18 protein-coding genes are annotated in these 22,690 nt (G+C 73.6%); 7 read left to right on the top strand and 11 right to left on the bottom strand.

The genetic code is table 11. The annotated features are described in order from the left end of the window. Positions 1 to 63 precede the first annotated feature (63 nt). The 4 genes from IE258_RS18495 to narI are packed head-to-tail and all read left to right on the top strand — an operon-like array spanning position 64 to position 6,572. Positions 64 to 3,759 carry a nitrate reductase subunit alpha gene (locus IE258_RS18495; protein WP_189744816.1) on the top strand — a complete coding sequence of 1,232 codons (3,696 nt, stop codon included), beginning with the start codon at positions 64 to 66 and terminating at the stop codon, positions 3,757 to 3,759. Then, the gene (gene narH, locus IE258_RS18490; protein WP_189744813.1) at positions 3,759 to 5,354 is read left to right on the top strand and encodes a nitrate reductase subunit beta; all 1,596 of its coding nucleotides are present in this window, start codon (positions 3,759 to 3,761) and stop codon (positions 5,352 to 5,354) included. Before IE258_RS18495 ends, narH begins: the two co-directional genes overlap by 1 nt. 4 nt (positions 5,355 to 5,358) lie before the next feature. Continuing rightward, a complete protein-coding gene (gene narJ / locus IE258_RS18485) occupies positions 5,359 to 5,853 on the top strand; it encodes a nitrate reductase molybdenum cofactor assembly chaperone (protein WP_127894393.1) in 495 nt (164 codons plus the stop codon). Further along, positions 5,850 to 6,572: a respiratory nitrate reductase subunit gamma gene (gene narI, locus IE258_RS18480; RefSeq protein ID WP_189744811.1), complete on the top strand. Its 723-nt coding sequence runs from the start codon at positions 5,850 to 5,852 to the stop codon at positions 6,570 to 6,572. The genes narJ and narI overlap by 4 nt, the downstream gene beginning before the upstream one ends. 9 nt (positions 6,573 to 6,581) lie before the next feature. Here narI and IE258_RS18475 read toward each other — a convergent pair whose 3' ends face one another. Both IE258_RS18475 and IE258_RS18470 read right to left on the bottom strand, forming a co-directional pair. Then, positions 6,582 to 7,394 carry a hypothetical protein gene (locus IE258_RS18475; RefSeq protein WP_189744809.1) on the bottom strand — a complete coding sequence of 271 codons (813 nt, stop codon included), beginning with the start codon at positions 7,392 to 7,394 and terminating at the stop codon, positions 6,582 to 6,584. Next, the gene (locus IE258_RS18470) at positions 7,391 to 7,876 is read right to left on the bottom strand and encodes a SigE family RNA polymerase sigma factor (protein ID WP_159325676.1); all 486 of its coding nucleotides are present in this window, start codon (positions 7,874 to 7,876) and stop codon (positions 7,391 to 7,393) included. Before IE258_RS18470 ends, IE258_RS18475 begins: the two co-directional genes overlap by 4 nt. A gap of 194 nt (positions 7,877 to 8,070) precedes the next feature. Here IE258_RS18470 and IE258_RS18465 point away from each other — a divergent pair, with 194 nt between their 5' ends. Beyond that, positions 8,071 to 9,249, top strand: coding sequence for a hypothetical protein (locus IE258_RS18465; RefSeq protein ID WP_189744805.1), 1,179 nt, complete (start codon positions 8,071 to 8,073; stop codon positions 9,247 to 9,249). A 74-nt stretch (positions 9,250 to 9,323) separates the two neighbouring features. Here IE258_RS18465 and IE258_RS18460 read toward each other — a convergent pair whose 3' ends face one another. From IE258_RS18460 to IE258_RS18435, 6 genes are all read right to left on the bottom strand, one after another. After that, complete coding sequence (locus tag IE258_RS18460; protein ID WP_189744803.1) at positions 9,324 to 9,749, bottom strand: OsmC family protein; 426 nt, start codon at positions 9,747 to 9,749, stop codon at positions 9,324 to 9,326. An 86-nt stretch (positions 9,750 to 9,835) separates the two neighbouring features. Continuing rightward, entirely contained in the window at positions 9,836 to 11,644 is a 1,809-nt protein-coding gene (locus tag IE258_RS18455) for a vWA domain-containing protein (RefSeq protein ID WP_189744801.1), read from the bottom strand. Then, positions 11,641 to 12,702 carry an ATP-binding protein gene (locus IE258_RS18450; protein WP_189744799.1) on the bottom strand — a complete coding sequence of 354 codons (1,062 nt, stop codon included), beginning with the start codon at positions 12,700 to 12,702 and terminating at the stop codon, positions 11,641 to 11,643. The genes IE258_RS18455 and IE258_RS18450 overlap by 4 nt, the downstream gene beginning before the upstream one ends. 81 nt (positions 12,703 to 12,783) lie before the next feature. Then, on the bottom strand, positions 12,784 to 14,184 hold the full coding sequence (locus IE258_RS18445; protein ID WP_189744797.1) for an amino acid permease: 1,401 nt from the start codon (positions 14,182 to 14,184) through the stop codon (positions 12,784 to 12,786). A gap of 81 nt (positions 14,185 to 14,265) precedes the next feature. Next, positions 14,266 to 16,419 carry a phage holin family protein gene (locus tag IE258_RS18440; protein WP_189744795.1) on the bottom strand — a complete coding sequence of 718 codons (2,154 nt, stop codon included), beginning with the start codon at positions 16,417 to 16,419 and terminating at the stop codon, positions 14,266 to 14,268. A gap of 107 nt (positions 16,420 to 16,526) precedes the next feature. Then, positions 16,527 to 16,928, bottom strand: a complete 402-nt coding sequence (locus IE258_RS18435) for a hypothetical protein (protein ID WP_159325879.1) — start codon at positions 16,926 to 16,928, stop codon at positions 16,527 to 16,529. Between the two features lie 94 nt (positions 16,929 to 17,022). Between IE258_RS18435 and IE258_RS18430 the strand changes: the two genes are divergently transcribed. Further along, on the top strand, positions 17,023 to 17,796 hold the full coding sequence (locus tag IE258_RS18430; protein ID WP_161381381.1) for an MBL fold metallo-hydrolase: 774 nt from the start codon (positions 17,023 to 17,025) through the stop codon (positions 17,794 to 17,796). Beyond that, positions 17,793 to 18,419, top strand: a complete 627-nt coding sequence (locus IE258_RS18425; RefSeq protein WP_127896778.1) for a DedA family protein — start codon at positions 17,793 to 17,795, stop codon at positions 18,417 to 18,419. The genes IE258_RS18430 and IE258_RS18425 overlap by 4 nt, the downstream gene beginning before the upstream one ends. A gap of 36 nt (positions 18,420 to 18,455) precedes the next feature. Here the strand turns inward: IE258_RS18425 and IE258_RS18420 are convergent, their stop codons facing one another. The 3 genes from IE258_RS18420 to IE258_RS18410 all read right to left on the bottom strand — a co-directional run bounded on the left by IE258_RS18420 (position 18,456) and on the right by IE258_RS18410 (position 22,578). Continuing rightward, on the bottom strand, positions 18,456 to 19,487 hold the full coding sequence (locus tag IE258_RS18420) for an MBL fold metallo-hydrolase (protein ID WP_189744793.1): 1,032 nt from the start codon (positions 19,485 to 19,487) through the stop codon (positions 18,456 to 18,458). Next, complete coding sequence (locus tag IE258_RS18415) at positions 19,484 to 20,800, bottom strand: aminotransferase class I/II-fold pyridoxal phosphate-dependent enzyme (protein WP_229892235.1); 1,317 nt, start codon at positions 20,798 to 20,800, stop codon at positions 19,484 to 19,486. Before IE258_RS18415 ends, IE258_RS18420 begins: the two co-directional genes overlap by 4 nt. A 773-nt stretch (positions 20,801 to 21,573) precedes the next feature. Next, positions 21,574 to 22,578: a hypothetical protein gene (locus tag IE258_RS18410; protein ID WP_189744791.1), complete on the bottom strand. Its 1,005-nt coding sequence runs from the start codon at positions 22,576 to 22,578 to the stop codon at positions 21,574 to 21,576. Positions 22,579 to 22,690: the final 112 nt, after the last annotated feature.

Genomic DNA, 22,690 nt, shown 5'->3' with positions numbered 1-22,690 from the left:
GGCCCTAGGTTCGGGAACCAGGGCCTGGCGACCACCCGGCACCGGGTGAGCAAGGGAGCGCACGTGACCGACACGCGGACACCGCCCACCGAGCCGGGCGCGGCGCTGCTGCGCGCGGGACGGTTCTTCCGGCCGGGCACCGCCGCACCCGACCTGCACAGCGTCGGGCTGGTCGGCGGGCGGGAGTCGGACGCCTTCTACCGGGACCGCTGGAGCCACGACAAGGTCGTGACGTCGACGCACGGCGTGAACTGCACCGGTTCGTGCCGGTGGAACGTGTTCGTCAAGGACGGCATCATCACCTGGGAGACCCAGGCCACGGACTATCCGTCGGTCGGCCCGGACCGCCCCGAGTACGAGCCGCGCGGCTGCCCCCGGGGCGCCGCCTTCTCCTGGTACACCTACTCCCCCACCCGGGTGCGCTACCCGTACGTGCGCGGGGTGCTCCTGGAGATGTACCGGGAGGCGAAGGCGCGGCTGACGGACCCCGTGCTGGCGTGGGCCGACATCCAGGGCAACCCGGAGCGCCGCACGCGCTACCAGCGGGCGCGCGGCAAGGGCGGCCTGGTCCGGGCGAGCTGGGACGAGGCGGTCGAGATGATCGCGGCCGCGCACGTGCACACGATCCGCACCCACGGCCCCGACCGCATCGCGGGCTTCTCACCCATCCCCGCGATGTCGATGGTGTCGCACGCGGCGGGCGCCCGCTTCCACTCGCTGATCGGCGCCCCGATGCTGTCGTTCTACGACTGGTACGCCGACCTGCCCGTGGCGTCCCCGCAGGTCTTCGGCGACCAGACGGACGTGCCGGAGTCGGGCGACTGGTGGGACGCGGCGTACCTGATCATGTGGGGCACGAACGTGCCGGTGACCCGCACGCCGGACGCGCACTGGATGGCGGAGGCCCGCTACCGGGGGCAGAAGGTGGTCGTGGTCTCGCCCGACTACGCCGACAACACCAAGTTCGCCGACCAGTGGCTGCATCCGCACCCCGGGACGGACGCGGCGCTGGCGATGGCGATGGGCCATGTGGTGCTCAAGGAGTTCTTCGTCGACCGGACGACCCCGTTCTTCGACGACTACGTGCGCCGCTTCACCGACCTGCCGTTCCTGGTGACGCTGACCGAACGGGACGGCGCGTACGTCCCGGACAAGTTCCTGCGCGCCGCCGACCTGGGGCAGGGCGGTGACGACGCCCGCTGGAAGACGGTCGTGCTGGACGAGGCGACGGGCCGCGCGGTGGTCCCGAACGGCTCGCTGGGCTTCCGCTGGAACGAGGCCGACCAGGGGAAGTGGAACCTGGACCTGGGCGACGTACACCCCCGGCTCAGCCTGCACGGCCACGAGATGGCCTCGGGCGTGGAAGTACTCCTGGCCCGCTTCGACACCGAGGGCGGCACACACGGGCAGGGACGCGGCGACGTCCTGCGCCGCGGGGTGCCGGCGACGCGCCTCGGCGGGGCGACCGGGCCGCTGGTGACGACGGTGTTCGACCTGATGCTGGCCCAGTACGGCGTGGGCCGGCCGGACCTGCCGGGTGACTGGCCGGCGTCGTACGAGGACGCCGACGCGCCCGCCACCCCGGCCTGGCAGGAGACCCACACCTCGGTCCCGGCGGCGGCCTGCGTCCGCATCGCCCGGGAGTTCGCGCGCACCGCCGAACGCTCCAAGGGCCGCTGCATGATCCTGATGGGCGCGGGCACCAACCACTGGTTCCACTCCGAGACGATCTACCGCGGCTTCCTGGCCCTGCTCCAGCTCACCGGCTGCCAGGGCCGCAACGGCGGCGGCTGGGCGCACTACGTGGGTCAGGAGAAGTGCCGTCCGGTGACCGGCTGGGCGTCGCTGGCCGCCGCGTCGGACTGGTCGCGCCCGCCGCGCCAGGCGATCGGCACCGGGTACTGGTACCTGCACACCGACCAGTGGCGCTACGACCGCTTCCGCGCCGACGTCCTCGCCTCGCCGCTGGGCGAGGGGCGGCTGGCCGGGATGGCCGGCGCGGACTGCCTCGCCCTGTCGGCGCGGACGGGCTGGATGCCCTCGTACCCGACCTTCGACCGCAACCCGCTGGAGCTGGGCGAGACCTTCGGTGACCCGGTGGCGAACGCAGTGGCGGAACTGCAGGCGGGGACGCTCAAGTTCGCGGGCGAGGACCCGGACGCCTCCGAGAACTGGCCGCGGATCGTGACCCTGTGGCGGGCCAACCTGCTCGGCTCGTCCGGCAAGGGCGCCGAGTACTTCACCAAGCACCTGCTGGGCACCCAGTCCTCGCTGCGCGCCGAGGAGGCCGCGCCCGGCGAGCGGCCCCGGGACGTGGTCTGGCACGAGGAGGCGCCCGAGGGGAAGGTCGACCTGCTGCTGTCGCTGGACTTCCGGCACACCTCGTCCACGCTGCTGTCCGACGTGGTGCTGCCCGCCGCGACCTGGTACGAGAAGCACGACCTGTCCAGCACGGACATGCACCCCTACGTGCACGCCTTCTCCCCGGCGGTGAACCCGCCCTGGCAGGCGCGCACCGACTTCGACACCTTCAAGCTCCTCGCGGAGAAGCTGAGCGAGCTGGCCGAGGACCATCTCGGGGTCCGCAAGGACCTGGTGGCGGCCCCGCTCCAGCACGACACCCCCGGCGAGATCGCCCAGCCGGGCGGTGTCGTACGGGACTGGCGGCGCGGGGAGTGCGAACCGGAGCCGGGGAAGACCATGCCGAACCTCGTCGTCGTGGAGCGCGACTACACGGCGATCGGAGCGAAGTTCGCGGCGCTGGGACCGCTGGTGGAGGCCAAGGGGCTGCCCGCCAAGGGCATCACCCTGAAGCCGGACGAGGAGGTGGCGCGGCTGCGGGACCTCAACGGCACGGTGCGCGGCGGCCCGGCCGACGGTCGGCCGGCGCTGGACACGGCGGTGAAGGCGGCCAACACCATCCTGTCCTTGTCCGGCACCACCAACGGCCGCCTGGCCACCCAGGGCTTCCACACCCTGGAGGCGAAGACCGGGCAGGAGATGGCCCACCTGGCCGCCGAGCACGAGGGCAAGCGCGTCACCTACGCCGACACCCAGGCGGCGCCCGTGCCGGTGATCACCTCGCCGGAGTGGTCCGGGAGCGAGGCGGGCGGGCGGCGCTACACGGCGTTCACGCTCAACACCGAGCACCTCAAGCCCTGGCACACCCTCACCGGGCGCCAGCACTTCTTCGTCGACCACGACTGGATGCACGAGCTGGGCGAGGCACTGCCCGTGTACCGGCCACCGCTGGACATGCACCGGCTGTTCGGCGAACCGCGGCTCGGCCCCGACGGGCACCGCGAGGTGACGGTCCGGTACCTCACCCCGCACAACAAGTGGTCCATCCACTCCGAGTACCAGGACAACCTGTTCATGCTGGCACTGTCCCGGGGCGGTCAGACCATCTGGATGTCCGCCGAGGACGCGGCGGCGATCGGGGTCGCCGACGACGACTGGATCGAGGCGGTCAACCGCAACGGCGTGGTCGTGGCCCGCGCGATCGTCTCGCACCGCATGCCGCCCGGCACGGTCTTCATGCACCACGCCCAGGAACGCACGGTCAACGTCCCGCTCACGGAGACGACCGGGAAACGCGGCGGCGTCCACAACTCGCTCACCCGGCTCCTCCTCAAACCGACCCATCTCATCGGCGGCTACGCCCAGTTGTCCTGGGCGTTCAACTATCTGGGCCCGACGGGCAACCAGCGCGACGAGGTGACCGTGATCCGCCGCCGCTCCCAGGAGGTCGAGTACTGATGCGCCCGATGGCCCAGGTCGCGATGGTCATGAACCTCGACAAGTGCATCGGCTGCCACACCTGTTCGGTCACCTGCAAACAGGCGTGGACCAACCGGCGGGGCATGGAGTACGTCTGGTTCAACAACGTCGAGACCCGCCCCGGACAGGGCTACCCGCGCCGCTACGAGGACCAGGAGAAGTGGCAGGGCGGCTGGGAACTGAACCGGCGAGGCGCGCTGAAACTGAAGGCGGGCGGCCGGTTCAGGAAGCTCGCCGGGATCTTCTCCAACCCCCGGCTTCCGGAGATCAAGGACTACTACGAGCCCTGGACGTACGACTACAAGAACCTCACCGACGCCCCGCTCGGCACCGACTATCCCGTCGCCCGGCCGATCTCCCAGCTCGACGGCAAGCCCATGAAGATCGGCTGGTCCTCGAACTGGGACGACAGCCTGGGCGGCGCCCCCGCCTACGGCGACCTGGACCCGATGGTGGAGCGCACCCGCCAACAGGCTTCGGAGAAGGTGCGGTTCGCGTACGAAGAGACGTTCATGTTCTACCTGCCACGCATCTGCGAGCACTGCCTGAACCCGTCGTGCGTGGCGTCGTGCCCGTCGGGGGCGATGTACAAGCGCTCGGAGGACGGCATCGTCCTGGTCGACCAGGACCGCTGCCGGGGCTGGCGGATGTGCGTGACCGGCTGCCCGTACAAGAAGGTGTACTTCAACCACCGCACCGGCAAGGCGGAGAAGTGCACCTTCTGCTACCCGCGCATCGAGGTGGGCCAGCCCACCGTCTGCTCGGAGACCTGCGTGGGGCGGCTCAGGTATCTCGGGGTGGTCCTGTACGACGCCGACAAGGTGACCGCGGCCGCCGAGACGCCGAACGAACGCGATTTGTACGAGGCGCAGTTGGGTGTCCTCCTCGATCCGGAGGACCCCGGGGTGCGGCGGGCCGCCGAGGAGGCGGGGATCCCGTTCGACTGGATCGAGGCGGCCCGGCGCTCCCCCGTGCACGCGCTGGTCAGCAAGTACAGGGTCGCGCTGCCGCTGCATCCGGAGTACCGCACCATGCCGATGGTCTGGTACATCCCGCCGCTGTCGCCGGTCGTGGACGCGCTGACGGAGACCGGGCACGACGGCGAGGACGCGGACAACCTGTTCGGCGCGATCGACACGCTGCGCATCCCGCTGGAGTACCTGGCCGAGCTGTTCACGGCCGGTGACACGGGGCCGGTGCGGGCGTCGCTGGAGAAGCTGGCGGCGATGCGGGCCCACATGCGGTCGGTCAACCTCGGCGAGGACCCGGACCCGGCCGTCTGCGCGGGCGTCGGCATGCGCCCCGAGGAGGTCGAGGAAATGTACCGGCTGCTGGCGATCGCCAAGTACGAGGAGCGGTACGTGATCCCGACGGCGGCCGTGGGGGACGCGCACCGGCTGGAGGCGTCCGCCCTGCCGGACACGTGCAGCCTGGACACCGACGGCGGCCCCGGCATGGGCGGCGACGGGCCGTTCGGCCAGGACTCGGGACGCAAACGGCTGCCGCTGGTGCCGGTGGAGAACTTCCACATCCTGCGCAGGCGGCAGACCGCGGACGACGAGAGGGAGGTCTGATCCGATGCCCGGCTTCGAGGTGCTCTACCAGGCGGCGGCGCTCTGTCTGACGTATCCCGACGACGACTTCCGCGCCAGACTGCCCCTGCTGCGCGAGGCGGCGCCGCAGCTGCGCGGTTTCACCGACCACGCGGCGGCGACCGGGCAGGGCGAACTCCAGGCGCACTACGTGGAGGTCTTCGACTTCAGGAACCGGCACAGCCTGTACCTGAGCTGGTGGACCGACGGCGACACCCGCAACCGCGGGATGTCCCTGGTCCGCTTCAAGGAGCTGTACCGCGCGCACGGCCTGGAGTTCACCGGCGAGGAGCTGCCGGACTTCCTGCCGGCGGTCCTCGAGTTCGTGTCCCGCACCGGGGACATGACCATGCTCACCGAGCACCGCGACGCCCTCGACCAGCTGCGCTCCCGGCTCACCGCCTTCGGCACGCCCTACGCCTGCGTCCTGGACGCCGTGTGCGCCACCCTGCCGCCCGCACCCACCGGAGCCCGCCGATGAACGTCTTCCTGTGGGGCGTGCTGCCCTACGCCGCCTTCGCGCTGCTGATCGCGGGCCTGGTCTGGCGGCACCGCTACGACCGCTTCGGCTGGACGACCCGCTCCTCGCAGGTATACGAGTCGAAGCTGCTGAACATCGCGTCGCCGGTCTTCCACTACGGCATCCTGTTCGTGCTGGCCGGTCATCTGATCGGCCTGTTCATCCCGGCGTCCTGGACGCAGTCGATCGGCATCAGCGAGCACGCGTACCACCTGTTCTCGCTCTACGGCGGCACGGTGTCCGGGGTCCTCGCGGTCGCCGGGATCGGCATCCTGATCTACCGGCGCCGCACCAACGCGCCGGTCTTCCGGGCCACCACGGCCAACGACAAGCTCATGTACGTCTTCCTGCTCGGCGCCCTGCTCCTGGGCATGATCGCCAAACTCTCCGACACCTCCGGCAACGGCTACGACTACCGGAGCACCATCGCCCCGTGGGCGCGCAGCCTGTTCACCCTGAATCCGAAGACGGAGCTGATGGAGGGCGTCCCGGTGCTGTACCACGTGCACGCGGTGGTCGGGATGGTGCTGATCGCCCTGGTGCCCTACACGCGTCTGGTGCACATGTTCAGCGCGCCCCTGCAGTACCTGACCCGGCCGTACGTGGTCTACCGGTCGCGCGACCCCAGGCAGCTGGGGCCGCGCCCGGACCGGCGGGGCTGGGAGCGTGCGGGTTCCTGACCCGCCCGGCTACCTGTCCGCGACCACTTCCGGTCGCAGCATCAGGGCGCGGAGCTGCTCACGGCTCAGGGGCGTGGTCGGCAGCAGGGGGCCGAGCTGTCCGTGGCCGCGGTGACCGGCGCTGTCGCGGACGAACAGGGCCCGGCCGTCGGGGAGTACGAGCCGGCCGGTGAGTTCCTCGCCCCACTCAGGGCCGTCCGCGTTCCGCTCCCGAGGCTGCCGCCAGATGGTGAGCACCCGGCCGCCGGTCAGTTCCTCGCGCACGCAGTCGGTGCGCGGGGGCTCGGTCCCGCTCGGCGCACAGAGGTCGTGGGCGGGGTCCAACCCGTCGGGGAACTTGGCCTCCAGGTACTTCCGGTCGTGCAGGGCGACCCCGAGGTATCCGACGCCGTCCCCACGGCGGACGGCGTACCAGCCGTCCATCGCGCCGTGGGACTCCGCGCCGGTGGCGGCGTCCAGATCCGCGTCCTTCAGCAGCACGGCCAGGGAGATCTCCTCGACCTCTCCGGCACCGGCCGGCAGCAGCCCCGCGATCCGCTGCGCCCGCCCCGAACCACCGGTCAGCTCGGTGTGCGTCGGAGCGGAGGCGGAAGGGGAGGCGCTGGCGGACGCCGTGTCCGCCCCGCCCGAGGGCACGGCGGACACGGTGAACAGCGCGCCGGCCATGACGGCCAGCGCCCCGCCGGCCACCGCCGCGCGGCGCCTGCGGCGCACCCCGGCCGCCTCGGCGAACACCGCCGCCGCGTCGAACGAGGGACCGCCGGCCCCCTCGGCGGCCCGGGCGAGCAGGTCGCGCACCTCGTCGTCCCTGGCGTCGCTCATACGAACTCCTTCCCCACCTGGGCGCGGAGAGCCGCCAGCCCGCGGGCCGTGTGGCTCTTCACCGTGTTCTCCCGCATTCCGAGCACCGCGGCGGTCGCCTCGACGCTCTGGTCCTCCCAGTAGCGCAGCACCAGCACGGCCCGCTGCCGCGGTGTGATGCGGGCCAGCGCCTCCCGCACCACCATCCCGGTCTCCGAGTCGCTCTCGGGAGCGGCGCGTTCGGGCATCTCCCCGTACGCGTGCTCGCGCCGCCAGAACCGGCGTCTGCCCTCGATGAAGGTGTTGAACAGCGTCTTGCGGGCGTACGCCTCGACGTTGTCCAGCTTCTGCAGGCGCCGCCAGCCGAGCACCACCTTGACCAAGGTCGTCTGCACCAGGTCCTCCGCCTCGTGGCGGTTGCCGCACATCAGGTAGGCGCTCCTGAAGAGCGCCAGGCGTCTGTCCCGGACGAAGTCGTGCAGCGCGTCCTCACCGTGATCCACCCCACCCCCCTTTCCCCACCCGCCCGCGCGGACGGTCTCACCGTTCAAGTGCGGTGGCCCGCCCTCCCGGTTGCGGCCCGCCCGGCCGAATCCGGGGTCGGAAAAGGCGGCGGACTCCGCAACGTCCCGCCTGCGCCACCGCATTGAGAAGGAGTACGGACGTCCGACACGAGAACACAGCGGGAGAGCCCACCATGAGTGGAATACGCGTACGAACGAGAACCGCCGTCACGGTCCTGGCCCTGGCCGCGGTCACCGTACCGGCCGCCACGGCGCACGCCGGTGCCCGGTGGTCCGCCGCGGACCTGACGGGCGTGGGCCACGCGGCGCTCACCGGCGTCACCAGGGTGGACGGCGACACCACCTGGGCCTACGGGGTCAAGGTCCGCCAGGAGGGCAAGGTCCAGCCCAGGACGCCGCTGCTGCTGGCCCGCGACGACGACGAGATGTCCTGGCGGGAGATCCCGATGCCGGCGTTCGCCGATCGCGCCAACCAGATCAGCTCGATCGACGCCGTGTCCCAGGAGGACGCCTGGGCGGTCGGTCTGTACGAGGAGTCGCGCGGGGCCTTCCTCACCCAGCACTGGGACGGCACCGAGTGGCGGGTGGTCGACGCGCCGGCGCCGGAGGGGATCCGGCTCGCCGGTGCGGGACTGCTGGACGTGTCGGCACGGACCTCCGACGACGTGTGGGCGGTCGGCTGGCTCATCGTCGTCGACAGCGAGGTGCCCAACCCGGACAAGCCCGGGGGGACGATCCAGGAGACGCACGCCGAGGCGATGCTCCAGCACTGGGACGGCGAGGCGTGGCATCTCGTGCCCGTACCGGACGCCGCCTCGCTGTGGACGTACTCCGTCACCGCCCTCGCCGACGACGACGTGTGGGTCTCCGGCTACACCTCCGACGACCGGCCCGCGATGCTGCACTACGACGGCTCGTCCTGGTCCCGCGTACCGGTCCCCTACGACGGGGTCAACGGCGAACTGACGGACCTGGAGGCCAGCGGGCCGAACGACGTGTGGGCGGCGGGCCGGAAGCTGGTCGACGACGAGGATCCGGGGCACGCGCTGCTCGCGCACTGGGACGGCCGCTCCTGGAAGCAGGTGCCGACCCCCGCCGACGCCGGCCGCGTGAACGACCTCACCCTCGCACCCGCCGGTGTGGCGGTCGCCGGGGAACAGCCGGACGGCACACCGTACGTGATGCGGCTGCGCCACGGCCGGTGGTCCCGGCCGTCCGTGCCGCCGGGCGGTACGGACGGCGGCCGGTACCTGACCTCGGTGGCCTGGACCCCGCGGGGCGTCACCGCCGTCGGCTACGAGGAGGGGGAGACGGGCCTTCCCAGCCCGTTGCTGCTGACCGGCGGGCGCTGACTCCCGGTCGCACCGGGCCGCCCGCGCCCTCCGGCACGGGACGTGAACGTGCGGGAGGGCGCAGGGCGTCGAGGTCAGGCCAGCTTGGCCGACAGGGTGATCGTCGTGCCGGTCAGGGCCTGGCTGACCGGGCAGTTCTTCTTGGCGTCCTCGGCGGCGGCGACGAACGCGTCGTTGTCGAGGCCGGGGACGGTGCCCTCCACGGTGAGGTGGATGCCCTTGATGCCCTCGCCGGGCTGGAAGGTGACGTCGGCGGAGGTGGTGAGCTTGGTGGGCGGGGTGCCGGCGCCGGCCAGGCCGTGCGACAGCGCCATGGAGAAGCAGCTGGAGTGGGCGGCGGCGATCAGCTCCTCCGGGCTGGTCTTGCCGTTCGCCTGCTCGGCGCGCGACGGCCACGACACCGGCTGCTCGCCGATGCCGGACGAGTCGAAGGTGACGACACCGCTGCCCTCGAGCAGGTTGCCTTCCCAGACGGTGTGTGCGGAGCGCGTGGTTGCCACGGCGGGTCCTCTCGAATTCTCTTGCTGTAGCTGGGCGGTGGGAGCCCGTCGGCCGGGTTCCCACCCCCATCCGATCACACTCCGGCTCAGCTCACCCGGAAGACCGGCCCCCGGGCGGTGAACGGCAGCCGCGCACCCTGGGGAATCAGGTAGGCGTGCTCGCGCCGTACCCGCAGGACGTCGCACCAGCCGTCGGTGATGACGAGGACCGGCGCGGTGGGCGGGAAGTCGTCGGCGCGCAGCAGCAGGTCGACGCCGGGCTGGAGGACGGTGCCGCCCCGGCCGTGCACCCGCACCCTGCCGGCGATGTCCGTCACCGGGAGGTACCCGGCGTCGTGCGGCGCGGCGTCGCAGAACACGACGCGGGCGGCGGGCACGTCGCGGGCCTCGGCGTAGGAGGCGATGGCGCCGAGCGCCTTGCCCAGCAGGGTGCGGTCCATGGAGCCGGAGGTGTCCAGGACGACGCCGAAGGTGCAGCGGGCGATCTCCTCGGGCGGGAAGTAGCGTCCGGCGCGCGGGATGTCGGGGGTGGCGGCCTGGCGCCGGGAGGGACGGGCGTAGGACCGTACGGGCTCGGGGCGGGGCACGTACTCGTCGAACCAGCGGGCGAGCCGGGCGTCCCAGGGCAGCGGCGGGTGGCTGAGGGCGCGGATCTCCTGGACCAGGCCGCCGGGCAGGAAGCCGCGCCCCTGCTGCTGGTGCAGGTCGAAGCCCTGGGCCAGGCCGCGGCGGTAGAAGCCGTCGAGGTCGACGTGGTCGCGGGGTGGGCCGAGCGGGCCGCCGAGGACGTCGCCAACCCCTTTGCCGCGCGGGGTGGACAGGCGGCGCAGGCGGCGCAGGTCGACGGCGATGCGGTCGTAGACCTCCTCGGCGGAGAGCCCGGCCAGCTGCGGGTCGTGCAACAGGCCCTCGGGCATGGTGCCGACCTGCATCTCGACGAGCCAGCCGTTGATGACGTAGTCGCAGGCCACGTTGAAGAGGTACGGGTCGCGGGTGCCGCAGCGGTCGCCGTGGCGCAGGGCGGCGTGCAGCATCTCGTGGGCGAGGATGAAGCGCCATTCCTCGTCGTCGTAGCGGCGCAGCGGGTTGACGTAGATCTCCCCCGCCTCGGCGTTGACGGCGGCGACGGAGATGCCGTGGGCGCGGGCCAGTTCGGCGTCGGCGACGAGGGTGATGCCGGAGGCGATGCCGCCGAGCAGCGGGTAGGAGGAGACGAACCAGCTCAGGGCCCGCTGCCAGGGCTGCAGCCGGGTGGGGCCGCCGAGCATGTCGTCGCGGCGGCCGCCCGCGAGGTCGAGGGCGGTGGACATGGTGCGGGTCAGGGCGTGGGCGAAGGCCAGTTGCCAGTCGGGGACCTGGAGGTTCCAGCCGTCCCAGGGGACGAGCAGTTGGTCGGGGTCGCCGCCCGCGGTGCCGCAGTGCTCGTAGGCGGCGGGGATGCCGCCCTCGCGGCGCCAGGCGGCGGCGATGCGCTCCTCGTCGCCGTCGGGGTACGTCGGCGGCAGGTGGTCCGGGGTGCGGCCGACCGGGAAGGTCTGCAGGAAGCGGTTGACGACGGTGCAGCGGGCGGCGAGGTCGTAGCGGTCGGGCTGGACGCGCTCGCCGTTGGCGGCGGGCACGTGACCGAAGCCGAGGTGGATCAGGGCGTGGGCGATGGCCCAGGCCCAGTCGGCGGGTTCGGCGTGGCGGGTGGGGTGCAGGTGGACCCGGCCGTTGGAGCTGACGCGGACAAGGCCCTGCCGGGGCGCGACCTCGCACTCCTCCTCCCGGCACAGCTTGACCTCCATGGCCGCGAGCGCCGGGTTGGCCCACACCAGCTGCACGCCCTTGGCGCAGTCCTCGGCGGCCGGGTCCTTCTTCTTCTGCCGCTGCTTCTGCTTGCGGGTGCGGCTCACCGGCGGGCCTCCACCAGCCGGGGCATGTCGCGGGCGGCCTCGACGAGGAACCAGGCGGGCAGAAGCGGGTTGCCGTCGGCGTCGGAGGCGATGACGCTCTGGGCGACCTCGACGGAGATCTCGGCGAGCTGCACGAGCAGCGACTTGGCGCGGTAGGCGGTCTGGCGGCCGTTCGCCGACATGTGCTCCTTGCTCGCGGGCAGTTCCTTGACCAGGCGGCCGCGGAAGGACTCGGCGAGGTAGTAGAGCAGGTCGCGGTCCTGGAGGCGGCTGGGCCAGCGGGCCTCGCCCTTGAGAATCGCCTCGATGCCGAACCGGCTGCGGACGATCTTGACGTAGCCGCAGAAGGCGGTCGCGTGGGCCGGGGTGAGGGTGCCGTGGGCGAGGACCTTGAGGGTCTCCTCGTCGAGGTCCTGGCCGAAGGAGTGCAGGGCGTCGGAGAGCATGTGCCAGGAGCGCGGGGTGGAGAACGGCTCCTCGGTCTTGGGCGGCTTGGACCACAGGTGGTCGGGGCGGTCGGTGAGGTGGTCGGTGATCCACGGGTGGATGCCGTTCTCACCGGCCCAGACCAGCCAGTCCTTGGCAGAGGCGTCCAGGTGGACGTGGGTGAGGCGGTTGACCAGCGCGGAGGCGATGGGGCGGGCCAGTGCGTTGTCGGTGGCGCGGTTCCCGGCGCCGATGACGATGGAGCCCTTGGGGAGTTCGTAGTTCCCGATGCGGCGGTCGAGGATCAGCGAGTAGAACGCCTTCTGCACGTCCGGGGTGGCCGCGTTCAGCTCGTCCAGGAAGAGGCAGTACGGCTCGTCGCGGGCGATGGCCTCGGGCGGGCAGAACACCGACCGGCCGTCCCGGATCTGCGGGACGCCGATCAGGTCCTCCGGCGCCAGCTGGGTGCCGAGCAGGCTCACGCACTCCAGGCCCAGCGAGTCGGCGAAGTTCCTCACCAGGGAGGACTTGCCGATGCCGGGTGCGCCCCACAGGAACACCGGCCGCACGGTGGCGAGGCCGAGCAGCAGTTCCGGGAGGCGGGCGGGAGTGACGGTGACGGCTGCCTGCACGCAGGGGCTCCTTGGCGGGAGAGGGGGGTCGGGAGGTGACCGGCCCAGTGTGCGTGCCCGCCGGGGTGCCGCGCAGCCGAATTACGGGGCGTCGGACGTCTCCGCGCGCCGCCTGCGGGCCGCCATCACCGCGTACACGAGCACACCCGCGAAGAGGAACAGCACGCCCTGGTAGACCGCCGCGTAGCCGGCGCCCGCGACCAGCCACAGGGAGAAGGCCGCCGCGACCGCCGCGACCACGCCGTCCCGCACCAGTCGCGCCCGGTCGACCTTCTCGCCCTGTCCGGAGACCAGGTGGAAGATCTGGGCGGCCGTGGCCAGCAGGTACGGCACGGTGGCGGTGAAGGTGGTGACGAGGACGAGGACCTCGAAGACCTTCGCCGAGCCCGACGTGTAGTTGTAGACGGTGAGCAGGGAGGCGAGGACGACGGTGACGCCGACGCCCACCGTGGGCACCCCGCGGCGCTTGCGCGCGAACGCGGCCGGGAAGAGGCCGTCCCTGGCCGCCGCGTACGGGGTCTGGGCACTGAGCAGGGTCCAGCCGTTGAGGCAGCCGGTCATCGAGACCAGGGCGGCCAGTGCGACGGCCCAGCCGCCCCAGGCGCCGCCGAACATGGCGTTCACGGCGTCCGAGAAGGGGGCGTCCGAGGTGACCAGGCGGTCGTGGGCGACGGTGCCGAAGACCGAGAGGGTGCCGAGCAGGTAGACGAGGGCGGCGCCCGCGGTGCCGATGACGGTGGCGCGGCCGACCGTGCGGCGGGGGTCCTTGACCTCGCCGGCGCTGACGGCGGCGGACTCCACACCGAGGTAGGAGAAGAGCAGGATCGCTGCGGCGGCGGAGACCGCGCCGATGCCGCCGGAGCCGCTCGCGTTGAACGGGCCGAGGTTGTCGGCGTCGAAGAAGAACAGCCCGCCGACGGCGACGAGCAGCAGCGGCGCGAACTTCAGCACGGTGGAGACCAGCTGGACCGCGCCGACCCAGCGGGTGCCGGCGAAGTTGGCGAGGGCGGGCAGCCACTGGATGACGAGGGCGGCCAGGCACGCGGTCCAGCGGTGGTCGTTCACCGGGATCAGGACGTCGAGGTAGCCGACGGCGGCGACGGCGAGGGCCGCGTTGGACACCCAGGTGGTGATCCAGTACGCCCAGGCGGCGAGGAACCCGGCGAAGTCGCCGAAGGCGCCGCGGGCGTAGACGTAGGGGCCGCCGGTGCGCGGGTCGCGGGCGGCGAGACGGCCGAAGACCAGGGCGAGCGCGATGGCGCCGACGGTCAGGACGCCGAAGGCGAGCAGGCTGATGGTGCCGAAGGGCGCGACGGAGGCCGGGAGCAGGAAGATGCCGCCGCCGATGATGTTGCCCATGACCAGGGCGGTGGCGACGGGGAGCCCGAAGCGGCGGGCGTGCCGGGTGCTGTCGGATGCGGGGGCCGCGGGGGTTGCCTGCGGTTCCGGAGCCGGTGGGGGGACGGTCCCGGTGACGTGCATGGGGTGGTGCGCCTCTCATGGAACGGGGCCCGGGATCGCCGGACGCGCCCATGGTCGGGCACGGTCCGGCACCGCTCCAAATCAGGCGCTTTTGTCCTGTACGAACCCGTCCACGACGGGAAAAGGTGTGCCCTCCGCGGCGTTCGACCGCGAATCGTCCACCGGGTCCACGGGTACCTGCGGGCCGTTCGACTCGCGCAGCCAGCGGCGCAGCACCCGGTGGACGTGTTCGGCGCCGACGATCTCCGCGGCCTCGTCGACGGGCGCGGACAGCACGACCGGCGACAGCAGGAACGCGCGTGACTGGGCACCGCCGAGGCCGCCGTGCGAGCCGATCTGCTCCTCGAAGGCGAGGACCTCGCCGTCGACCGGGTCGTGGAAGGAGTTGACCATGATGTCGGCGGTGTGCGGGAAGGAGTGCGTACGGCGGACGGCGTCGGCGGCGCCGGGGCCGAAGGGAGCGAGCGGCCCGGGGTCCCGGTCGAGCCGGTCCAGGGGCACCTCGGCGCCGCGCGCGCCGAGCACGACACCGCCGTGCTTCTCGCTGCGCACCAGCAGGAAGCCGATGCCGGGGTGGTTGGCGAGGGTGGGCAGCAGGGCGGGGTGGCGGGCGTCGATCTCCTCGCGGGTCATCCGGTGCGGCACATCCGGGAAGGAGACCAGGCCCAGGTTGCCGGAGGCCAGCACGATCGGCTCGGAGCGGCGCCCGGTGGGGGTGTCGGCGGGCCGCTGCTGCTCGGCGCCCTCCTCCACGGGTCGGTGCAGGGCGGCTCGTACGGTGTTGCGCGCCTCGGCGCCGCTGCGGGTGCGCCGGGCGCTGCGCGGCACGGGCAGCCCGCAGCCGGCCCGCACCAGATCGGCGAGGGTCAGGCCGTAGCGGGCGCGGAAGGTCTCGCCGGGGCTCTGGCCGTGGTCGGACAGGAGCACGATCCGGTACGAGCGGGGGGCGTGCTCGGCGACCTTCTCGATCAGGGCGAGGGACCGGTCGAGCCGCTGGAGGACCTTGGCGGCGTCCCGGCCGCCCGGCCCGGAGTGGTGGGCGACCTCGTCGTAGGCCACCAGGTCGGCGTAGACGGCGGTGCGGCCGGCCAGCATGTCGCCCATGACCGCGGCGACGACGACGTCGCGTTCGACGACGGTCGCGAAGGCGCGCACGAAGGGGTAGAGGCCGCCGCGGGAGACGCGCGGGCGGACCTTGTGGACGCGGGCGCGGGTGGACTGGCCGATCTCCCGGCACACCTCGGCGACGAAGGACATCGCGGTGCGCACGGCGTTGGCGGGGTCGGAGAAGTAGGCGAAGTAGCCGGATCTGGAGCGGGTCTCGCGGCTGCGGCGGCGGGTGGCTATGGACAGCACGAGGGCCTGTTCGTCGGCGCCGCCGCCGAACAGGTTGCCGCGGCTGGCGCCGTCGAGGCTGAGCAGTCCGCCGTCGCCGGTGCGCCGCACGGCGCGGTACTGGAGTTCGGCGGCGCTGGTCGGGCGGTTGCAGACCATGACCTCGCCGCTGTCCTTCTCGTACCAGCGGAAGGCGGGGACGTCGTGGTTGCTGCCGTGCAGGATGCCGAGCTGGCTGGCGCCGGTCTGGCTGGACCAGTCGGTGCGCCACTCGGCGAGCCGGTGGGTCGCCGAGGCGCCGTCGCGGCCGAGCCAGCGGGCGACGGTGGGCATGGCGCCGCGGTCGACGGCGTCGAGCAGGACGTCGTGGCCGACGCCGTCCAGTTGCAGGAAGACGGTGCCGGGCCCGGCCGGGCAGGGCGGTCCCGATCTGCGGCGGCGGTCGGCGAGGCGGTAGAGGCGGCGCCGGTAGGCGTCGTCGTCGCGCACCGCCAGGGCGCCGCCGGTGGCGGAGGCGACGGCGGACATGACGGCGGCCACCACGACCGCCGTCTCGGGGGCGACGCCGCCGCGTCCGGCCGGGTTGACGTCGATCGCGAGGAGCAGCAGCCCGCCGTTGAGGAAGAAGACCAGCAGGCCGAGGACGAGGGCCGGCACCAGGAGCAGCAGGCGGACCATGAGCGGCCAGACCAGGGCGGACAGCAGACCGAAGGCACCGGCGCCGACCGCGGCGGTCATGGCGATGTCGGTGGCGCTGTCCCCGTCGGGCGACTGGAGCCGGAAGTCGGGCAGGATGCCGGCGAGCACGAGCATGGTGAGCGTGGACACGGCCCACACCGTGACACTCCGCCCGACCTGACTGGCGACCCGGCGCCAACGCCCTGCACCCACGCTCCGCACACCTCACGTCCCGGCCCGTCGTCCGTGCGGGCCTTCCCCACCCTGCCACAACGCTCCGGAGTGCCCGTTTGTCCCCCCGGGTCCGGTTCACACCCGCGCGACGGCGCTCAGCGGCCGTCGTACCCGGCGGTCGGCATCGACAGCCTGCGGTGCACGCACGCTTTCATCCGGGCGTCGTAGGACGGTTCGGCGTGGCCGACGGTCTCGACCCGTACGCCGCGCCGCGCGCACTCCGCGGCGAAGTCGTCGACGGAGGACAGCGCGCTCTCCAGCACCCGGCGGCTGGGTGCCACGAACAGGTCCCGTCCGGGGCGCACTCCGTCCCACAGGGCGTCGTGGTCGTGCCGCAGACCGCGCACCAGCAGCTGTCTGGCGACGACGTAGCCGTGCTCCGCGGCCCAGTGGGCGCACATGGCGTGCTGGCTGCGGGAGTCGACCAGGAAGGGGTCGTCGTCCAGCTGTTCCAATGGCGTCAGACTCGCGATCGCCGTCACCCGCACCGGCCCCATGGTGTCCCCCCTCACCTCCCGTCACCTCCCGTTTTCGCCGCCGACCCTACTCCTGGACGTAGGCTTCGGGGAGTCGCGCGAAGGAGGCAAAGGAGTGCCGGTGGAGCTCACGTGGTGGGGTCACGCCACCTGCACGGTCGAGGATTCGCGCATCCGCGTGCTCACCGACCCCCTGTTCGTCCGCCGGCTCGCCCACCTGCGCCGCAGGCGGGGCGCGGTGCCGCCGCCCGAGGCGTGGCGCGCGGACGTGGCGCTGGTGTCCCATCTGCACGCCGACCACCTGCATGTGCCGTCGCTCGCGCGGCTCGCGCCGGGCACGCGCCTGCTCGTGCCCCGGGGCGCACGACGGGCGGTGCCCGGGCTGCGCCGGCTCCGGCACCTGGAGCTGACCGAGGTGGCGCCGGGTGACGAGACGACCGTCGGTGACCTGCGGATACGGGCGGTCCCCGCACGGCACGACGGGCGGCGGCTGCCGGTCGGACGGCACCGCGCCCCCGCGCTCGGCTATGTCGTCGAGGGCGAGGCGCGGACGTACTTCGCCGGGGACACCGGTCTGTTCGACGGCATGGAGCAGGAGGTCGGGCCGGTCGACGTGGCGCTGCTGCCGGTGGGCGGCTGGGGCCCCTACCTGGGTGCGGAGCACCTGGACGCGGGGCGGGCGGCCGAGGCACTGGCCCGGCTGGCGCCGCGCACGGCGGTGCCGGTGCACTACGGCACGTACTGGCCGATCGGGATGGACGCCGTGCGCCCCCACGAGTTCCACACGCCCGGCGAGGAGTTCGTGCGCCTGTCGGAGCTGCGCGCTCCGGGGGTGGCGGTGCACCTGCTGGGGCACGGCGAGAGTGTGCGGGTGGAGGTCGCGCGGTGAGCTGGCTGGCGGCCGCGACGCTGGACATACCGACGGAGCCGACGCAGCAGGCGCTCGGCTATCCGTCGCTGTTCCTGCTGGTGCTGATCGGGGCGCTGGTGCCGGTGGTGCCCACGGGGGCGCTGGTGAGTTCGGCGGCGGTGGTGGCGATGCACCAGACGCTGCCGTTCGCCATGCTGATGGTGTTCGCGACGGCGTCGCTGGCCGCGTTCTGCGGGGACATGGCGCTGTACTGGCTGGGCCGGCGCGGGGTGGGTTCGAAGAACGGCTCGCGCTGGCTGGAGGCGATCCGGTCACGGGCGCCCGAGGACCGGCTGGAGCAGGCGCAGGAGAAGCTCGCCGAGCACGACGTCGCGGTGCTGGTGCTCTCCCGCCTGGTGCCGGCCGGCCGGATCCCGGTGATGCTGGCCTGTCTGCTGGCCGAGTGGCCGCTGCGCCGCTTCGCCCGGGGCAACCTGCCTGCCTGTCTGGCCTGGGCGGTGACGTACCAGCTGATCGGGATCCTCAGCGGCGCCCTGTTCAGCAAGCCCTGGGAGGGCGTGGCCGCGGCGATCGCACTGACCGTGCTGGTCAGCGTGGCGCCGGGAGTGTGGCGGCGGTTCCGGGGCCCGGCGAAGGCGTAGGCGTCCGGTGGTCAGCGGGGACGGGTGCGGGGAGCGTCACTCCAGCACGCGGGAGGCGCCGATCGGGAGGTCCCACAGGCGTTCACGGGGCAGGCCCGCCCGCTGCCAGGCGGCGCGTACACGGGTGAGGGGTTCCAGTACCGGCTCCGCGGAGAGCACGAACGTGCCCCAGTGCATCGGCGCCATGTGGCGCGCGCCGACGTCCTGGGCGGCCCGTACCGCCTCCTCCGGGTCGCAGTGCACGTCGCTGAGCCACCAGCGGGGGTCGTAGGCGCCGATGGGGAGCAGCGCGAGGTCGATGCCGGGGTAGCGGCGGCCGATGCGGCTGAACCAGTGGCCGTATCCCGTGTCGCCGGCGAAGTAGACGCGCCGGGCGTCGGCGTCGGTGAGGACCCAGCCGCCCCACAGGGTGCGGCAGGTGTCGGTCAGGGTGCGCTTGGACCAGTGGTGGGCCGGCACGAAGTCGAACCGCACCCCGCCCACCTCGGTCGCCTCCCACCAGTCCAGTTCGGTGACCCGGGTGAAGCGGCGGCGGTGGAACCAGCGGCCGAGACCGGCGGGCACGAGGACGGGGGTGTCGCGCGGGAGCCTGCGCAGCGTGGGCGCGTCCAGGTGGTCGTAGTGGTTGTGGCTGATGACGACGGCGTCGACGCGGGGCAGGGCACTCCACGCGACGCCGACCCGCGTGACCCGCGGCGGAGTGCCGAGGATCCGGCGGGACCAGACCGGGTCGGTGAGCACGGTGAGGCCGCCGATCCGCACCACCCAGCTGGCGTGTCCTGCCCAGGTCACGGCGACGGTGCGCGCGTCCACGCGGGGCAGCGGGCCGGGGGCGTAGGGCAGCCGCGGGACGTCGGCCAGTCCGGCGGGGCCGGGTCTGACCGCACCCTCGCGGGCGAAGCGGGCGAATGCCTTCAGACCGGGCAGGGGTGCGGTCAGCCGGTCGTGGAAGGTCCGCGGCCACACCCGGCGTTCGGCCGGCGGCCGGGGCTCGGCGAGCGGCGGATGGGCGGCGGCGTCCTTGGCGGAGGCGGGGGTGCTCGTGGTCGACCGGGGCTGCTGCGTCATCGAGGGGGCTCCCATCGCTGAGCGTCGCGGAGACCGTCGAAGACCGACTTCAGACCGGTCAACGCGCGTTGCACGTGTGGCAGTTCCAACGGGTCCGAGGACAGGAGGCATTCCGCCCGCCGCTCGTCGGTGCCCGCGTCGAGCAGGGGGCCGGTGGCGAGCCGGACCCGCAGCGCGGACAGTTCGTCGCCGAAGCGGTGGCCGCCGGGGGCGGGCATGCCGAGCCGGGCGGTCAGGTAGTCCTCCAGTTCCTGCGCGTCGCCGACGCCCTCGGCGCCGAGCGCGTCGCGCAGTGGGCCGAGGTCGGCGTACAGGTGGCGGCCCGCCTGCGGGGGCCGGGCGGTGGCGCCCGCGGCGACGACGGCCGCGTGCGCGGCGGCGGCCACGCGCGCGTGCAGGCGCACGGCGGCCGCCCGGTGGGCGGTGACCGGCTCGGGTTCGTCGAGCGCGTACCCGGCCGCGGCGGCGACGGGGGCCGCGACGCGGGCGCCGAGCGCGGTGAGCACGTCGAGTACGCGCGCGTGCAGGCCGCTCCCGGCGGCGGAGGCGGGGAAGCGGGCGACGGCGGCCGGCCAGGCCGGCGGCAGCAGCGCGCCCGCCAGGTCGGTGACGACGGTGACCCGTTCGGGCAGCATCTCGGCGGGGCTGAGGACGACGGTGGCGTGCGCGTCGTGCAGGGTGTCGCGCCAGGTCTCGTCGCTGACCAGGTGCAGTCCCTCGGCCGCCGCGGCCTCGACGGTCTCGTGCAGCAGCTCGGGCGGCGCGACGGTGCCGGTCGGGTCGTCGGCGACGGACAGCACGAGCAGCCGGGGATCGCCGCCCTCGGCGCGGACCCGGCGGACGGTCTCCAGCAGGGCGTACGGATCGGGCACGCCGCCGGACTCGGCCGGTGTCGGGACGTGGAAGACGGGTCTGCCCAGCAGCCGTGCGTACGGTGCCCACCAGGCGGCGCAGGGACGGGGCACCAGCACGTCGCCGTCCAGCGCGGCGGTCAGCGCGAGCAGGAGGGCGCCCGCGCCGGGGGCGGCGGCCAGGTGGGCGGGCTCGGTGGTCAGGCCGCGCCGGTCCCAGTAGCCGCTCGCGGCGTCCAGGAGGGCGGCGCCGCCGCCGGCCGGTTCCCCGCGTGCGCGGCCCGCGGCGGCGGCGAGTACGGCGGACAGTTCGGGCAGCACCGGCAGCCCGTCGTCGGGGAAGTGCGGGCCGTAACGGACGGGACCGTGGCCCACGGGTTCGTGCCCCGCGGCGGCACCGCCGCCGGTGCCGTGGCCTGCGGGTCCTGTGACTGCCAGACCCCCGGGGTCCGTGCGCCGCATACGTACCTCCGCGCGGTCCGTGCCGGTCGGTGTCTCGGTGCCGGTCGGTGTCTCGGTGCCGTCCGGTGTCTTGGTGCCGTCCGGCGTCTCCGTGCCGGTCGGCTGCTCCGTGCCGGTCGGTTCCTCCGTTTCGGTCGGCTTCTCCGCGCCTTCCGGTGTCTCCGTGCCGGTCGGTTCCTCCGCGCCGGTCGGCTTCTCCGCACCGTCCGGTGTCTCCGCGCCGGTCGGTTCCTCCGTGCCGGTCGGCTTCTCCGCACCGTCCGGCGTCTCCGTGCCGGTCGGTTCCTCCGTGCCGGTCGGTTCCTCCATGCCGGTCGGTTCCTCCGCGCCGGTCGGCTTCTCCGCACCGTCCGGTGTCTCCGCGCCGGTCGGTTCCTCCGTGTCGGTCGGCTTCTCCGCGCCGGTCGGCTTCTCCGTCGCCGCTCCCCCGCTCCGTCGTCGCTTCCTGCCCTTCCCGGCCCCCCGCTCCGTCGTCATTACCTTGCCCGTCTCGTCCCCCGGCTCCCTCGCCGATACCTTGCCCGTTCCGGTCTCCCCATTCCCTCGCCGTTCCTCGTCCGTCCCGTTCCCGTTCCCCGTCTCCGTCGCCGTTCCGTTTCTTCCGTCGGGCCGTGCTCCGGCCCCACTCGCACCGGGACCCACCAGGACGGGTCCCGTCTCACCTTCGGTGCCCTGCCGGGGCGCCGCTCGTTGATCCCAGTACCCACCGTGCCGCCTCGTCATGGCCGGCGGCTCCGGTCGCGCGTGTCACAGCGGACCGGCGCCACGCGGGGTCAGCGCTCGCCGTTCTCCCCGCGCAGGCGCAGCCGGAGCCGGTGCGCTGCCGCACCGCACGCGCCCGCGATCAGGAGGCCGCCGGCGACCAGCGCGGGCACCGAGTCGCCGAAGGTCCCCCCGGTACCGGCCTGGACCCCGTGCTCGGCCGTCCCACCGGTGCAGGACGTGCCCCGTGCGGCGGGCTCACCTCGCGGGGCGGGGGTTTCGGGGCAGGCGGGCTTGGTCGGGGCGCAGGGGGTGCCGTGCGTCGAGGTCCCGGCGCGCGGGGCGGCGGTTTCGCGGCACGCCGGCTGGGCGGCGCCCGTGCCCGCACCCGCACCGCTCTCCTCCGGCACGCTCATGGTCGCGCTCCAGGGGTCGCCGTCCTCGCCCCCCGAGGCGTCCGGGCAGGCGCCGTCGACGGTCCAGTCCTCGGCGACCCCGGCGGCGCCCTCCGTCCCGGCGCCCTCCGTCCCGGCGCCCTCCGTACCGGCCCAGTCCTCGGTCTCCGCCGAGCCCTCGGTGCCCTCGGTGCCCGCGGCGCCCTGGGTGTCCGTCGAGTTCTTCGTGCTCTGCGCACCCGGCTCGGCCGCGAAGTCCCCGGCGGCGGCTATGCGGGCGGTGCCCCGGTAGGCAGGCCCGGAGCCCGTCCCCCCGTCGTCCGCGACCTTGCGCAACTCGACGGTGCCCTTCTCGAAGGCCGCCGAGGTGGCGTCGAGGCTCGCGGGCGCGGCCGCCCCGCCGGTCGGGCCGCACGAGACCGAGACGGTGACGGTGTCACCGGGTGCCGCCCGCACCGGGCTGACGTGTGCGGCGGCCTGGCCGGCGGACGGCGGGACGGCCTCCTCGGCGGTCGGCGGAGGCACGGCTGCCGGGTCGTCGGCGGACGGCGGGGCGACGGGCTCCCCCACGTCGGCGGGGGGCGGCGGGACACCCGGGTCGGCCGCGCCGGCCCCCGCGGAGATGCCGAGGGCGGCACTGGCCAGCACGGCGACGGACAGGGCGCGGGCGGTGCGGCGCATGGGACGAGCTCCTTCGAGCGACGGCTTGCGGGGCACTGCACTCGCGCCCCTCGGCCATCACAGCCCGCCCGGCGGGGGGACGCCCGTCACCGTGCTCCGTTCGCGCGAAGGA

This window comes from Streptomyces tendae (assembly GCF_014650435.1).
Taxonomy (GTDB): Bacteria; Actinomycetota; Actinomycetes; order Streptomycetales; family Streptomycetaceae; genus Streptomyces; species Streptomyces tendae.
Note: the sequence above shows the minus strand (reverse complement) of the source record. Positions and strands in the feature narration are given on the sequence as shown.

Coding starts and splice junctions, on each gene's coding strand:
- IE258_RS18445 (WP_189744797.1), bottom strand. CDS start 14,184: ATGCACGTCACCGGGACCGTCCCCCCACCGGCTCCGGAACCGCAGGCA.
- narJ (WP_127894393.1), top strand. CDS start 5,359: ATGCCCGGCTTCGAGGTGCTCTACCAGGCGGCGGCGCTCTGTCTGACG.
- IE258_RS18420 (WP_189744793.1), bottom strand. CDS start 19,487: ATGACGCAGCAGCCCCGGTCGACCACGAGCACCCCCGCCTCCGCCAAG.
- IE258_RS18435 (WP_159325879.1), bottom strand. CDS start 16,928: ATGGGGCCGGTGCGGGTGACGGCGATCGCGAGTCTGACGCCATTGGAA.
- IE258_RS18415 (WP_229892235.1), bottom strand. CDS start 20,800: ATGCGGCGCACGGACCCCGGGGGTCTGGCAGTCACAGGACCCGCAGGC.
- IE258_RS18475 (WP_189744809.1), bottom strand. CDS start 7,394: ATGAGCGACGCCAGGGACGACGAGGTGCGCGACCTGCTCGCCCGGGCC.
- narH (WP_189744813.1), top strand. CDS start 3,759: ATGCGCCCGATGGCCCAGGTCGCGATGGTCATGAACCTCGACAAGTGC.
- narI (WP_189744811.1), top strand. CDS start 5,850: ATGAACGTCTTCCTGTGGGGCGTGCTGCCCTACGCCGCCTTCGCGCTG.
- IE258_RS18410 (WP_189744791.1), bottom strand. CDS start 22,578: ATGCGCCGCACCGCCCGCGCCCTGTCCGTCGCCGTGCTGGCCAGTGCC.
- IE258_RS18465 (WP_189744805.1), top strand. CDS start 8,071: ATGAGTGGAATACGCGTACGAACGAGAACCGCCGTCACGGTCCTGGCC.